This is a genomic window from Pseudoalteromonas sp. Ld19, from assembly GCF_045064135.1.
Lineage (GTDB): Bacteria > Pseudomonadota > Gammaproteobacteria > Enterobacterales > Alteromonadaceae > Pseudoalteromonas > Pseudoalteromonas aliena.
In genome coordinates this window covers 192081-205919 of the sequence record NZ_JBISHA010000017.1, presented here as the reverse complement: position 1 = coordinate 205919, position 13839 = coordinate 192081, and the positions used below count along the sequence as shown (strand labels likewise).

General features: G+C 41.9%; 12 protein-coding genes, 4 tRNA genes and 1 riboswitch. Of the genes, 3 read left to right on the top strand and 13 right to left on the bottom strand.

The window, feature by feature from the left end; translation table 11 throughout:
* Positions 1 to 160: 160 nt before the first annotated feature.
* The 5 genes from ACJJVZ_RS05955 to orn form a co-directional block, all read right to left on the bottom strand.
* Positions 161 to 236: transfer RNA gene (locus ACJJVZ_RS05955), tRNA-Gly, on the bottom strand.
* A gap of 50 nt (positions 237 to 286) precedes the next feature.
* Positions 287 to 362, bottom strand: a tRNA-Gly gene (locus ACJJVZ_RS05950).
* Positions 363 to 412: 50 nt separating this feature from the next.
* Positions 413 to 488, bottom strand: a tRNA-Gly gene (locus tag ACJJVZ_RS05945).
* A 50-nt stretch (positions 489 to 538) separates the two neighbouring features.
* Positions 539 to 614: transfer RNA gene (locus ACJJVZ_RS05940), tRNA-Gly, on the bottom strand.
* Between the two features lie 183 nt (positions 615 to 797).
* Complete coding sequence (orn, locus tag ACJJVZ_RS05935) at positions 798 to 1343, bottom strand: oligoribonuclease (RefSeq protein WP_405598927.1); 546 nt, start codon at positions 1341 to 1343, stop codon at positions 798 to 800.
* Positions 1344 to 1463: 120 nt separating this feature from the next.
* Between orn and rsgA the strand changes: the two genes are divergently transcribed.
* Together rsgA and asd are read left to right on the top strand one after the other, a co-directional pair.
* Complete coding sequence (gene rsgA / locus ACJJVZ_RS05930) at positions 1464 to 2522, top strand: small ribosomal subunit biogenesis GTPase RsgA (protein WP_405598925.1); 1059 nt, start codon at positions 1464 to 1466, stop codon at positions 2520 to 2522.
* Positions 2523 to 2537: 15 nt separating this feature from the next.
* Positions 2538 to 3404 carry an archaetidylserine decarboxylase gene (gene asd, locus ACJJVZ_RS05925; protein WP_193156267.1) on the top strand — a complete coding sequence of 289 codons (867 nt, stop codon included), beginning with the start codon at positions 2538 to 2540 and terminating at the stop codon, positions 3402 to 3404.
* A 271-nt stretch (positions 3405 to 3675) separates the two neighbouring features.
* On the opposite strand, the gene ACJJVZ_RS05920 is transcribed toward asd, so the two are convergent.
* The 8 genes from ACJJVZ_RS05920 to ACJJVZ_RS05885 form a co-directional block, all read right to left on the bottom strand.
* Entirely contained in the window at positions 3676 to 4428 is a 753-nt protein-coding gene (locus tag ACJJVZ_RS05920; RefSeq protein WP_405598923.1) for a HesA/MoeB/ThiF family protein, read from the bottom strand.
* 35 nt (positions 4429 to 4463) lie between these two features.
* A complete protein-coding gene (gene thiE, locus ACJJVZ_RS05915) occupies positions 4464 to 5999 on the bottom strand; it encodes a thiamine phosphate synthase (RefSeq protein ID WP_405598920.1) in 1536 nt (511 codons plus the stop codon).
* Positions 6000 to 6009: 10 nt separating this feature from the next.
* The gene (locus ACJJVZ_RS05910) at positions 6010 to 6801 is read right to left on the bottom strand and encodes a thiazole synthase (protein ID WP_077536040.1); all 792 of its coding nucleotides are present in this window, start codon (positions 6799 to 6801) and stop codon (positions 6010 to 6012) included.
* Positions 6802 to 6806: 5 nt separating this feature from the next.
* Positions 6807 to 7001 carry a sulfur carrier protein ThiS gene (thiS, locus tag ACJJVZ_RS05905; protein ID WP_405598916.1) on the bottom strand — a complete coding sequence of 65 codons (195 nt, stop codon included), beginning with the start codon at positions 6999 to 7001 and terminating at the stop codon, positions 6807 to 6809.
* A 7-nt stretch (positions 7002 to 7008) separates the two neighbouring features.
* Positions 7009 to 8007, bottom strand: coding sequence for an FAD-dependent oxidoreductase (locus tag ACJJVZ_RS05900; RefSeq protein WP_405598914.1), 999 nt, complete (start codon positions 8005 to 8007; stop codon positions 7009 to 7011).
* Positions 8008 to 8125: 118 nt separating this feature from the next.
* Entirely contained in the window at positions 8126 to 10078 is a 1953-nt protein-coding gene (thiC, locus tag ACJJVZ_RS05895; RefSeq protein ID WP_220492788.1) for a phosphomethylpyrimidine synthase ThiC, read from the bottom strand.
* Positions 10079 to 10220: 142 nt separating this feature from the next.
* Positions 10221 to 10335, bottom strand: a riboswitch (TPP riboswitch).
* Positions 10336 to 10439: 104 nt separating this feature from the next.
* Positions 10440 to 10838, bottom strand: coding sequence for an META domain-containing protein (locus ACJJVZ_RS05890; RefSeq protein ID WP_289508497.1), 399 nt, complete (start codon positions 10836 to 10838; stop codon positions 10440 to 10442).
* A gap of 120 nt (positions 10839 to 10958) precedes the next feature.
* On the bottom strand, positions 10959 to 11363 hold the full coding sequence (locus tag ACJJVZ_RS05885) for a thioesterase family protein (protein ID WP_077536044.1): 405 nt from the start codon (positions 11361 to 11363) through the stop codon (positions 10959 to 10961).
* Between the two features lie 102 nt (positions 11364 to 11465).
* On the opposite strand from ACJJVZ_RS05885, the gene ACJJVZ_RS05880 reads away from it, so the two are divergent.
* Positions 11466 to 13565, top strand: coding sequence for a TonB-dependent receptor (locus ACJJVZ_RS05880; RefSeq protein ID WP_226894556.1), 2100 nt, complete (start codon positions 11466 to 11468; stop codon positions 13563 to 13565).
* Positions 13566 to 13839: the final 274 nt, after the last annotated feature.

The following is a 13839-nucleotide window of genomic DNA, read 5'->3' as shown; positions in this document are numbered from 1 at the left end:
TATTGTAAGCGCAGAGCTTGCTCGCGCGCGAAGCTATAGCTTCTAATAACAAAACTTCAATACTGAATATTACATATAAAATAAAGTAGATAAGAGAGATTTGTGATTATAATTTTGTTTATGATTTTTAATACAGAAAACTTTGAGGATATAAAAAGATTGGAGCGGTACACGAGGCTCGAACTCGTGACCTCGACCTTGGCAAGGTCGCGCTCTACCAACTGAGCTAGTACCGCATATAAATTTCTAGTTATATAAATAACTTCAATTTCTTTTGGTTAGAAATTGGAGCGGTACACGAGGCTCGAACTCGTGACCTCGACCTTGGCAAGGTCGCGCTCTACCAACTGAGCTAGTACCGCATATAAATTTCTAGTTATATAAATAACTTCAATTTCTTTTGGTTAGAAATTGGAGCGGTACACGAGGCTCGAACTCGTGACCTCGACCTTGGCAAGGTCGCGCTCTACCAACTGAGCTAGTACCGCATATAAATTTCTAGTTATATAAATAACTTCAATTTCTTTTGGTTAGAAATTGGAGCGGTACACGAGGCTCGAACTCGTGACCTCGACCTTGGCAAGGTCGCGCTCTACCAACTGAGCTAGTACCGCATTTTCACTTCTTCAGTTATTTTACGTTGATGCACGACGGGTCGCGTTTAACATTCTAGCAACTGAGCTAGTACCGCATTAATTGATGGTAAATCAATCACTCAAACACACTAACCCCGCGTGGGTTATCGTCTTGAGCGGGGCAGGATTCTACAATAATCCGATGTGTTTGCAAGTGTTTTTTTACAAATTAAAGAAATTTTCTCTATAGACTTTTAATTCCATAATCGAATCTTTAATATCATCCAGAGCAAGATGCGAGCCTTTTTTGTTCACTTTAGCAAGCACTTCAGGCTTCCAACGACGTGCTAATTCTTTAATCGTACTCACATCAAGATTTCGATAATGAAAAAAGTCTTCGAGTTCGCGCATGTACTTATTCATAAAGCGGCGATCTTGCCCAATTGAATTACCACACATTGGTGATACACCCGCAGGCACCCACTGTGTTAAAAAATCTAAAGTTTGCGCTACGGCGTACTTTTCATCAAAGGTGCTTGCTTTACAGCGCGCTGTTAAACCCGATTTACCATGTTGAGTAGTACACCACTCGTCCATGCCATCAAGGAGTTCATTACTTTGATGAATAGCGATAGTTGGCCCTTCGGCTAATATATTCAAGTCTGCATCAGTGACAACTGTCGCAATTTCGAGTATTTTATCGGTCTCTGGTTCGAGCCCTGTCATTTCAAGATCGAGCCAAATTAAATTTGATTTATTAATAGTCATAATACCTAAGCGGTGCTTTCCTTTAGATCCAACGCATTTCGATATATCATATTAGCATCAACCGTCGAGCTAAAGCTTTTTTTAGGAAAAGCGACATTTAACTAAGGTTATAGGCCTCCAGTGGCAAAACAGAAAAAATTAAGTAAAGGCCAATCGCGTCAGATCAAGGCCAATCACCAAAAGCGCATTAATAGTGCAGACTCAAGGCCAACTAAAAAAGGCGCGCAAGAATGGCAAACCGACAATTTAGGTCAGGTCGAGAGCGCAATTGTGATCAGTCGTTTTGGCCAGCACGCCGATGTAGAAACTGAAAATGGCGATGTACTGCGCTGTAATATACGCCGTACCGTGTCTAATTTAGTGTGTGGTGATGAAGTATTGTTTCGCCGTGCCAAAGTAAGTGAAGGCGATTTAGCCGGTGTAATTGAAGCCACGCAAGAGCGTCGTTCGCAACTTACCCGCCCTGACTTTTACGACGGTGTAAAAGTTATTGCTGCCAACATTGACCAAATACTCATGGTATCGGCGGTATTACCCGAGTTTACCCCTAGTATTATCGACCGTTATTTAATAGCCTGTGAAGATATGGGTATTGAGCCAATTTTAGTGCTCAATAAAACCGATTTAATTGACGATGCTGGCCTTAGCGAAATACAAAAAGTTCTTGATATCTATCGTAAACTTGATTACCAAGTACTCCTTGTTAGTAATATATCGGGCGATGGTATTGATGAATTAAAAGAAGTACTTGTTGATAAGAATAATATTTTTGTTGGTCAAAGTGGCGTAGGTAAATCAACCCTCGTTAATACTGTATTGCCTAATGCTGAAATATTAACTAAAGAAGTATCCGAAAACAGCGGCTTAGGCCAACACACTACAACCGTTTCGCGCCTTCACCATTTACCCAGCGGCGGTAATTTAATCGACTCGCCAGGAATTCGTGAGTTTGGTTTATGGCACTTAGATGTTGAGCGTGTAACGTGGTGTTTTAAAGAGTTTAGAGAATTTATTGGCGGATGCCGCTTTAGGGACTGTAAACATTTAAACGATCCGGGCTGTATAGTTAAAGAAGCTGTAGCCGATGGCAGAATTTCTCAATTGCGCTTTGACAGCTACCACCGAATTTTAGAAACAATGGCCGATGGCCGTGCCGGCGCTCGTGCGCCTCGCGTATAATTTAGGAAAAATACTGTGAGTTTAGACAAATTTAAAATCGCAATGCAGTACGCAATGCCAAAACATTTTATTTCACGCGTAGTAGGCAAATTAGCAGCTGCTAAAGCGGGCGCATTAACAACCACATTAATTAAACTATTTATTAAGCAATACAAAATAGATATGAGCGAAGCGAAATATTCAGATCCAGCTCATTATAAAAGCTTTAATGAATTTTTTACCCGCCCTTTAAAAAACGGCGTACGCCCTATGGTAGAAGATAGCAATACCATCATTCATCCAGTGGATGGCGCAATCAGCCAACTAGGCGATATTGTTGACGGACAGCTAATACAAGCTAAAGGTCACGATTACAGCTTGCAAGCTCTGTTAGGCGGCTCACAAGATGATACAACAGCATTTTTAGGCGGTAAATTTGCCACTATTTACTTAGCCCCTAAAGATTATCACCGTATTCACATGCCAATTGATGGCACGCTAAGCAAAATGATTTACGTGCCAGGTGATTTATTTTCAGTAAATCCACTTACAGCGCAAAACGTGCCTAACTTATTTGCACGTAACGAACGAGTAGTAGCAATTTTTGAAACTGAGATTGGTCCGCTTGCTATGGTGCTAGTTGGCGCAACAATTGTAGCCAGCATTGAAACTATTTGGGCAGGTACTGTAACACCACCAGCAGGCAGTGATGTATTTAGTTGGAATTATCCAACTAAAGGCGAAAACGCTATCACGCTTAAAAAAGGTGAAGAAATGGGTCGCTTTAAATTAGGCTCTACTGTGGTACTTGCATGGGGTGCTGATAAAGCTGAAATACTGGATGATCAACTACCAGAAGTGGTTACTCGCTTAGGTACTGCGTTTGCAAAAATTAACGATTAAAATCAATTGTTAATTCAAAATCAAAAAACCGCGTTTATTTAAACGCGGTTTTTTGATTTTTGTAGGCGTTAAGTTTACTTACGCGAAAAGCGCCGCTTTTGGTTTATAAGTAATTGCAGGCCGCACCGTTTATATTTTTATGGGCTTTGCCCATCACGCTACAAGTTTAGTACAGAAGTTTGATATGTTGTAGATGTAGAGCTTGCTCACGCGAGAAGCGAAGTTTCTAATTACTTAACTTAGAACGGTTATAAACCATCAACTAAAACTTTTACTTCACACCACATTCTTTACAGTCTGAATCTTTGACTACTTTGAAATGCTGTTGTTTTAAAGTAAGCGCATCAAAGGCTATAAACACACACCCCTCTGCATGCCCCAGCAATAAATTGAGCGTAAGTTGCGCCTGCATAGAGCCAATTACACCCAGTAGCGGGCTAATTACCCCTGCATTACTGCAATTGATAACTGATATAGCTTCACGTTGTGGAAAAACACAGCCATAACATGGGCTATCACTTTGTCTAAAATCAAAGCCCATTAACTGCCCTTTGGTTGCGAGTGCAGCACCCGAAATTAACGGTATTTTATTAGCAATACAATAACGATTAACGCTATAGCGAGTACTAAAGTTATCAGAGCAATCAAGTACTATGTCAGCCCCTTTTAACATGTTAGTTGCGTTACTCTCATCTAGCTTTTGGCAATGCGTTACTATTTCTATTTGATTATTAATACTCGCTAATACTTTACCTGCGGCGGCGACCTTGTTTTGCCCTAAGTGACTTATTTTATAAAGCACTTGGCGCTGTAGGTTTGAAAGCTCAACCTCATCATCGTCAATTAAAATAAGCGTTCCAACACCCGCAGCGGCTAAATATAAAAGCGCTGGACTACCTAACCCACCAGTCCCCACTACTGCAACCGTTGAGGATTTAAGTGCTAACTGCCCTTCAAGCCCTACTTCTTTAAGCAATAAATGGCGGCTGTAACGCAGGGTTTCTTTATCGCTTAGCTCACTCACGTTTATCAGCCTTGTTAGTATTACCCTTGTTAGTTTTAATTGGCACTACTTATGGCCACTTGCAGAGCGCTTATAGCCTCTACGTAATTATCAGCTTCGGTAATCGCACGCACGACGGCAACACTGCCCACGCCTGTTTTAGCTACCTGCTCAGCACGGCTTAAATCAATTCCGCCTATTGCTACTGTTGGGTAGCTTTGCATAAGTGGTACAAACTTAATCAGCTTTTCAAGGCCTTGTATTTGACCTGTCATATCTTTTGTTGTGGTTGGGTAAATAGCGCCAAATGCCATGTAACTAGGGCGATAATTATGCGCACGTAGCATTTCATAAAAACCATGAGTAGAAAGCCCAAGCCTTAATCCAGCGTCTTTAATTGCCGCTAAATTAGCAATGTCTAAATCCTCTTGCCCTAAATGCACACCATACGCACCATGTTTAATAGCTAGCTGCCAGTAATCGTTTATAAAAACCTGCGCATTGTATTGCTTGCCCAGCTCAACAGCTTGCTTAATGAGCCCATCAAGCTCATCTTGGGTTTTATTCTTAACGCGCAGCTGAGCTGTTTTAATACCTTGTTGTAAGCACTTTTCTAGCCAATCGGTACTATCTACAACTGCATATAAGCCAAGCGATTTATCTTCACAAGGTGCAAAATCAGCAGCCATATTAAAATCAAGTGGCACATCAAAATCGAGTTCATCGCCAAGCCAGCTACCTGGCTCAATTACTTGTGGGTAGTCAGCTAAATTAGTGGGGAATGAAGTCTGAGCAACCGGTCCAATTCCCTCGCCGTAGCGTACAGACTGTTTGAGCCCTTGGTTTATATATGCTTTAGCTAAAATAAAGGCGTCTTTTAATGGGTAGTCTTTAGCTAAACACGCAGCTATTACCGAAGCCATGCTACATCCGGTGCCGTGGTTATGCGGTGTTTGTATTTTTTGATTGCCAAGCCAATACTCTTCACCATTTTGCGTAAAATTATTTACACAATAATCAATGCAATAACCACTTGGGTAATCCCAATGCCCGCCTTTAATAACAACGGCTTTTGCACCCCAGCTTAATAGCTTATTAGCCGCTTCTTTTATTGCCGCAGGGCCAATTAAATACACACCGGTTAATAACTGTGTTTCGTGGGTGTTTGGGGTTATTACATCCACCAGCGGCAGTAAACATTCTTTAATTGCGCTTACCGTATCTTCTTCTGTTAGTAAGTCACCGCTTGAGGCAATAGCAACAGGGTCATATACAATAACGGGAGGCACTGGCCACTTAGCTTTATAGTGACTTATATGTTCGCTGATTAACTGAATTTGCTGCACATTGGCTAACATACCAATTTTTATCACTTTGGCTTTCATGTCTTTTTCAAGCGCTAGTAACTGCGATTCAATAATATCGGTAGACACTGCATTAATAGCCTCCACACCTAAACTATTTTGCGCAGTAAGCGCTGTAATTGCCGTGCAACCATGCACACCAAAACTTTGCATTGCTTTTATATCAGCTTGAATGCCTGCACCGCCGCCCGAATCAGATCCGGCAATTGTCCACACTACGTTATTCATATTCCTTCCTTCACTGCTGATGCCAAAATGGCATACCCATTGTTGGGGTTGATGGGGCTGCAACGTCTTTTTCCGGCATCGCTTTTGCTTTGTATGCAAAGCGACCTGCTTCTACTGAAGCTTTAAATGCGCGACTCATAGTAATTGGGCAACCCGCCCCTGCAATGGCTGAATTTAATAATACCGCATCATACCCCATTTCGAGTGCTTGGCAGGCATGCGATGGCAAACCTAAACCTGCATCTACTATTAATGTGGTATCGGGTAAGCGCTCTCGAATAGTTTTTAAATTATAACTATTTAACAAGCCTTTACCTGTGCCTATTGGCGCGCCCCACGGCATAAGCACCTCACACCCTAGCTCATTTAAGCGCTGGCAAAGTACTAAGTCATCGGTGCAATAAGGCAGTACTTTAAAGCCATCATTAATTAATATTTTTGTGGCTTCAAGTAGCGCAAAAGGATCCGGTTGTAAATTGTAATCATCGCCAATCAGCTCTAGCTTTATCCAATCGGTGGCAAATACCTCTCGGCACATTTTTGCAAGCGTTATGGCCTCTTTAACACTATGGCATCCTGCAGTGTTAGGCAGTATTTTTAAACCTGTATTTTTTATTAACTGCCAAAAGTCATCACCCGCTGCTGCACTTTGTTGGCGCCTAAGCGACACGGTTACAATTTCAGCCCCTGAGGCAACTATTGACTGGGTCATAATATCGGGCGACGGATAAAGCGCAGAGCCTATTAATAAACGACTCTTTATTTGCTCTCCATAAATAGTTAAACAGTCTTTAGTTTGCATGAGCTTTATCCGCCTTGAATGGGGGACAGTAACTCAACACTGTCGCCTTCATTAAGTACATAGTTACTGTGCTGACTTTGTGGAATAAATTCGCCATTAACAGCCACAGCATAAGGCGCAACTGCACCTAAACGTTGAAGTACCTCAACGAGTGCTTTGCTATTAACATTAAGTAGCTCGCCATTAATTGTAATGTTCATTTTATTCTCACTCTATTCGTGAAACTGCTTGCGCCACTAATGCCGGCGCCAACATATAACCATGTCGATACAAACCGTTAATGCTAATTACATTACCAACTTGTGATACTTCTGGGCGGTTATCGCTAAATGCGGGGCGTAATCCGGTTTGAATATTAAGTAGTCGTGCTTCGGCAAACCCGCTATGTACGGTATAAGCCGCTGAAAGTAACTCAAGAGTTGAGCGCACTGTTGCCGCACCGCTGTCTTGCGATTCGATTTCGGTCGCACCAATTACATATTCATTATTGGGTTTGGGCGCTATATAAATTGGATAACGCGGATGCATTAATCGCACGGGTCGCGTTAAACTCACTTCAGGTGCATATAACCTTGCTACTTCACCACGCACGCCTCTAAGCGGTTTATCGCCTTTAGCGCCAAGCCCACGGCAATCTATAATGTAGTCAAATGGTCGATTGTTTATTTTGTTGTCGCTAATGGTTACGCGCTGGTTAAACACAAACTTTACTTTACGTTTGTTGAGCTGTGCAAAGCTGGCTTTATAAAATGTTTGATTATCTATTTGCCCTTCACAGGGTAAAAATAAGCCTTGATTAAAGCGCCCTGCAAGTTCAGGTTCAAGCATTGTAATTTGCTGAGCACTCACACGCTCGGCAGTGTATTCAGCTAGCGGTTTTATACGCTGTGCAAAGCTTTGTAAATCGCCTTTGTCCTGTTGGTGCGCAATGACCAATGTGCCTTGCTGCTGAAAAAAAATATCACTTTCAAGTTCTGCAATAATGCTAGGCCAGCGCTTCATTGAATCAAGACCCATTAATGCTAAGTCAGCCTCGCATAACACCGACTCAGCAAGCGGGGCGAGCATTGCCGCTGCCACTTTACCAGCGCTATTTTGTGTATGCTCGTCGTCTGCTTCAAACACCGTTACATGATGATTGCTCAGCGTAAGCGCAGCTAACCTACCCGCTAAGCCAAATCCGACAACCGCAATGTTATAAGACATGAAAACCTCCAAAAGCAGCTATTCGTAGGTGCGAATTCACTCGCATCTCTTCAACTTTTAAAGAAGTGAGGTATAAAACCTCACCTACGTCTGCATCTAACTTCTAGCAATAATTACTTTATACCGCTTTATGGTAAATCTCTGAGCCTGTTTGCTTAAACTCAGCAGATTTAGCTTTCATTTCAGCCTCTACATCAACCATCTTGATTTCAATAGCGTCGCCAGCGTTATTAGGATCAATACCGCGTGTTTCTAAATCTTTAGCGTAATCGCGTACTTCTTGGCTAATTTTCATAGAGCAAAATTTAGGGCCACACATAGAGCAAAAGTGAGCCACTTTGCCTGATTCTTGCGGAAGGGTTTCGTCGTGATACTCGCGAGCACGGTCAGGATCTAAACCAATATTAAATTGGTCATGCCATCTAAATTCAAAGCGTGCTTTTGATAAAGCGTTGTCACGCTCTTGCGCGCCTGGGTGACCTTTTGCTAAATCGGCGGCATGCGCTGCAATTTTGTAAGTAATTAAACCCTCTTTAACATCTTCTTTATTTGGCAGACCTAAATGCTCTTTAGGTGTTACATAACACAGCATTGCACAGCCGTACCATGCGATTTGAGCGGCACCAATACCCGAGGTAATATGGTCATACCCTGGTGCAATATCGGTCGTTAGTGGGCCTAGAGTATAAAATGGCGCTTCGTCGCAATGCTTTAATTGCTCATCCATATTAGCTTTAATCATGTGCATTGGCACATGCCCTGGGCCTTCAATAAATACTTGTACATCGTGTTTCCACGCAATTTTAGTCAGTTCACCTAATGTGCGTAGCTCACTAAACTGCGCTTCATCGTTGGCATCTGCAATCGAACCCGGACGAAGGCCATCACCGAGTGAAAAACACACATCGTATTGTTTTAAAATTTCACAAATATCTTCAAAGTGCGTGTATAAAAAGTTTTCTTTATGATGCGCTAAACACCACTTAGCCATAATTGAGCCACCGCGTGACACAATACCGGTTACACGTTTAGCGGTCATTGGTACATAACGAAGTAATACACCGGCGTGAATAGTAAAGTAATCAACGCCCTGCTCGGCTTGCTCTATAAGCGTATCGCGGAAAATTTCCCACGTTAAGTCCTCAGCCACACCGTTTACTTTTTCAAGCGCTTGATAGATCGGTACTGTGCCAATAGGTACAGGCGAGTTACGCACAACCCATTCGCGGGTTTCGTGAATGTAGCGACCCGTTGATAAGTCCATTACGGTGTCTGCTCCCCAGCGGGTAGACCACACCATTTTTTCTACTTCTTCTTCAATAGATGAGCTGACCGATGAGTTACCAATGTTGGCGTTAACTTTTACTAAAAAGTTACGCCCTACAATCATAGGCTCTGTTTCTGGATGGTTTATATTATTTGGTAAAATAGCGCGACCACGGGCTATTTCATCACGTACAAATTCTGGGGTAATAAATTCAGGAATACTTGCGCCAAACGACTCGCCTTTATGCTGCGCGGCTAGTAATTCTTTACGAATTTCTGCACGCCCCATATTTTCGCGAACGGCTACGTATTCCATTTCAGGAGTAATAATCCCTTGGCGCGCGTAGTGCATTTGCGTTACGTTTTTACCTGCGATACCACGGCGAATTTTTGGTAAGTGATCAAAGCGAATATGATCCAACCCTTCATCTGCCATGCGCTGCTGTGAAAATTGCGACGTAACAGATTCTAAAACTTCGGTGTCGCCACGGCTTTCAATCCACTGCTCACGAAATTTTGGTAAGCCTTTGCGCACGTCTAGTTCAAAATTAGGATCGGTATACGGTCCCGACGTATCGTAAACACGTAGCGGATCGTTTGACTCATAAACAGGGTTTTCATCTGTGCCGCCAATAAACGTATCACTTAACGTGATTTCACGCATACCAACGCGCACGCCTGGTTGTGTGCCTTCAACGTATACTTTATGAGAATTAGGGAACGGTTGACCCGTTAAGTTATAAATATATTCAGACGCGGCAGCGCGAGTTTCTCGGCGCGACGCTTTATTTGTAGTGTTTGACATGACTTGCCTCATTGCTTAAGGGTTGTCTTGTCAGATATTCCGAGGAATAGAGAAAGATCGTAAAGCAGCGCTAATGCTACTTTGCAGCCTAAAATAATCAAAATCACTTTATTGTGCGCATAAAAAAAGACGCACAAGCGTCCTATTTAGGCAGCTTGTTCCCTACGCAGGTATTAGCCTGATCAGGTTCACGGATCCCGCTTTCGCGATCTCAGCCACAAACTAATTACTTAGCTTTGGCACTCCGACAAGTATTGATATAAATTCTGTTCATTGATTTGATAGTATCATTCATCAAATCTGCGCTGAGTGTACGCCAGTTAAAAATTGCTCGCAAGGGGCAGTTTTTAAAACTTAAAAATTATTTAGGGATAAACACAAGTTTTTGTTTGCCTTGCATAACTAATTGCTGGTCTTGCATTTTAAGCTCTGCGCCTTGCTTTAAGGTTTGGAGTAACTGTTGCTCAAACTCATCAAGTTCTTCACCGCACGACTTGCGCGTCATCCCTAATTTGCTTACAGTCAGGCTGCCTTCTTCAAGTGAACCTTCACCAAAAAATTTATTACAGCCAGCAAAGCCGTTTACTTGCAGTGCTTCAATAAAACTCATTGATGCGCTAAACGAAGGTGGAATTGCTAAACCATCAACACGTGAAAGTTGCCATTGGGTATATTTTAGCTGCTCACTGGTAACCGTCCCTGTCGATGCGCAACCAACACATAAACCGATTATAAGCATCGGTATTGCTGCTAATTTCATACTGTTATTAACCCATTATCTAATTACCTTAATAATAACAATATTTATGCGATTTATCCGTTAAAAATGCATGTTTTAAATGTAAATTTTTGTTCTATGATAGTTTAAAAGCTGTTCTATTCAGCACTTAGTTGTAGTTTTAAATAAACTATCTATTTTTTCTGGCAGAAATGGACGGCCTTTTTCGTTAACGGACGTTCCGATTACCAGTGCACTAAGCATCTCCCTTTCGTCACTTTTGCGCACAACCGTTTGCTTAAACGCAAACTTTAAACGACTAATGCGCTGTGGCTCTACTGCAACGTAAAACTCATCTCCTGGTCGGAGTGAAAGTTTATAATCCATTTCGCTACGCATCACGACAAGATTAATTTTGTCTTTAGCAAGCTGAGCAAAATCAACGCCATTTGCGTGTAAAAACTCGTGGCGAGCATGCTCCAAATAATTAAAATACACACTGTTATTTACGATGCCCTGTAAATCACATTCATAATCACGTACTTTAAAATCAACTTTGAAGGTCATATTAGTAATCCTAACTATTTAACGTATAATTGCCGCATTTATAGCATATGCGCTTAAATAATTGCTACCATACGAGTCCCTAAAATGGAGTTAAGAAACCTAATGAACTTACGTTTGTCTTTAATCACCGCCGCACTTTTACCGCTTTTTAGTGCACCACTTGTAGCTCACGCTGATGATAGCGACCTAGAAAGAATAGTTGTAACTGGCGACTTTCAACGCGAAAGCATTCAAACTTTAAGCGCGAGTGCGAGTTTATTCAGCGAAGATGAAATTAACCAACGTGGTGCAAGTTACTTAGACGAAATGTTAGGCAGTACCGCCAATGTAAACTTTGCGTCTGGTGCGTCGCGCGGTCGTTATATTCAAATTCGTGGCGTGGGACTTCGCTCACAATTTGTAGATCCTATTAATCCATCTGTAGGCTTAGTTATTGATGGTATTAACTATTCTGGCCTTGGTGGCAGCTCATTGTTATTTGATATTGACCAAGTAGAGATTTATCGTGGACCACAAGGTACACGCTTTGGTGCCGACGGTATGGCCGGTATGATCCAAATGGGATCAGCTAAAGCTACAGCCGATCCAAGCTTAAAATTACAACTAGGGGCTGGCACCTACAACACACGTGAAGCAGGCCTTGCAGCAAGCACTGGCTTAACTGACGACACAAGCGCTCGCGTTAGCTACTTTCGCAGAAAGTCAGACGGTTACGTTGATAACCTATATTTAAACGACGAAACACAAAATCAAGACGAACAAGTAGCCCGTTTTAAATTAAACACTCAGCTTACAAAGCATTTAAATACTGAGCTAAACCTTCACTATATTGATATAAACAACGGCTACGATGCGTTTACGCTTAATAACAGCCGTAATAGTGTTGCCGATGAACCAGGTCAGGATAATCAACAAAGCTACGCTATTGGCCTTGCTAACACCTACACAGGTTTTGGTGCTTTTGATGTAAACCTCAACCTATCGGCTATTGATACCGAGTTACTTTACAGCTTTGATGAAGACTGGGTATGTAACGATGCAAATAAGCCACTATTATGTGCTACAGGCTTGCACCCAGATGGATACAGCTCAACTGACCTTTATAGCCGCGATCGCGACGATCAGTCTGTAGATTTACAATTTAATTCTAAAACTGGTAACTGGGTTGCGGGTGTTTATTATCAAAATCGTGATGTTGATTTAGCGCGTAAATATACATGGTTAGCAAGCCCGTTTTCTTCAACTTACGAAACAAATAATGTTGCAGTATATGGCCAAGTAGCGACTCCAATTGGCCCTAAAACCACATTAATTACAGGTTTACGTGTAGAGCAATACCAAGGTGACTACACCGATAGTAATGGCTTTATACAAGAAACTGACGACATAATGGTTGGCGGTAAAATTGCGCTAGAATATCAAGTAATTGATCGCACTATGATCTACACCAGCATTACCCGTGGTTACAAAGCCGGCGGTATTAACTCTGAAGCGCTTGCTAAAGCTAAAGATGAAGGCTTAAACCTAAGCGCTGATTTTTTCCAGCAACACACTAGTTTTGACCCTGAATACTTATGGAGCGGCGAATTTGGTGTTAAAGGCTCATCGCTTGATGACAAATTTACGTTGCGCTTAGCTGCATTTTATATGCACCGCGACGATATTCAGTTAAAAGCATGGCAAGTAGAAGGTCAGCAATTCACCGGTTATGTCGATAACGCAAGCTCTGGCAGTAACTATGGCTTAGAAATCGAAGGAAACTACCAACTAACAGACAATTTATTTTTAACCGGTAGTGCTGGTTACTTAAATACAGAAATAGACGGTTTTGTAACTAAATCTGGTTTAAACCAAGATGGCCGTGAACAAGCACAATCACCTAAATACCAATATGCGTTTACCGCTCGTTATAACTTTACTAATGAACTGTACGGCATGATTGGTGTTGAAGGTAAGGACGATTACTACTTCTCAGATAGCCACAACTCACAAGCACCAAACAGCAACTTAGTTAATTTAAGCTTTGGCTATGAAGCAGACATGTGGGCAGTACGCGCATGGGCTCGTAATGTGTTTGACGAAACGGTTCCTACACGTGGCTTTGAGTTTGGTAATGATCCACAAGATGGTTACACAACGCATACCTATACACAATTAGGTGAGCCTCGTGTAGCGGGTGTTACGTTTACGCTTAACCTGTAAGACATAAAAGTTGGCTTTCAAATGAAAGCTTCCAGCAAGCAAATAAAAACACCGCGTTTAAATTAAACGCGGTGTTTTTTATGAGAAGTAAAAATTTACGGTAGACGTAGAGCTTGCTCAGGTGAGAAGCAAAGCTTCTAATTGCTTTAAACTAACAAAACAAAAAGAGCTTAAAGCTTTGCTTTAACGCGCCAGCAAGCTGTGCGCCTACAGGCCAAGCATCACGCTCTTTACATATCAAACATAAGTAATAATAAAATGTGTTGTAGACGTA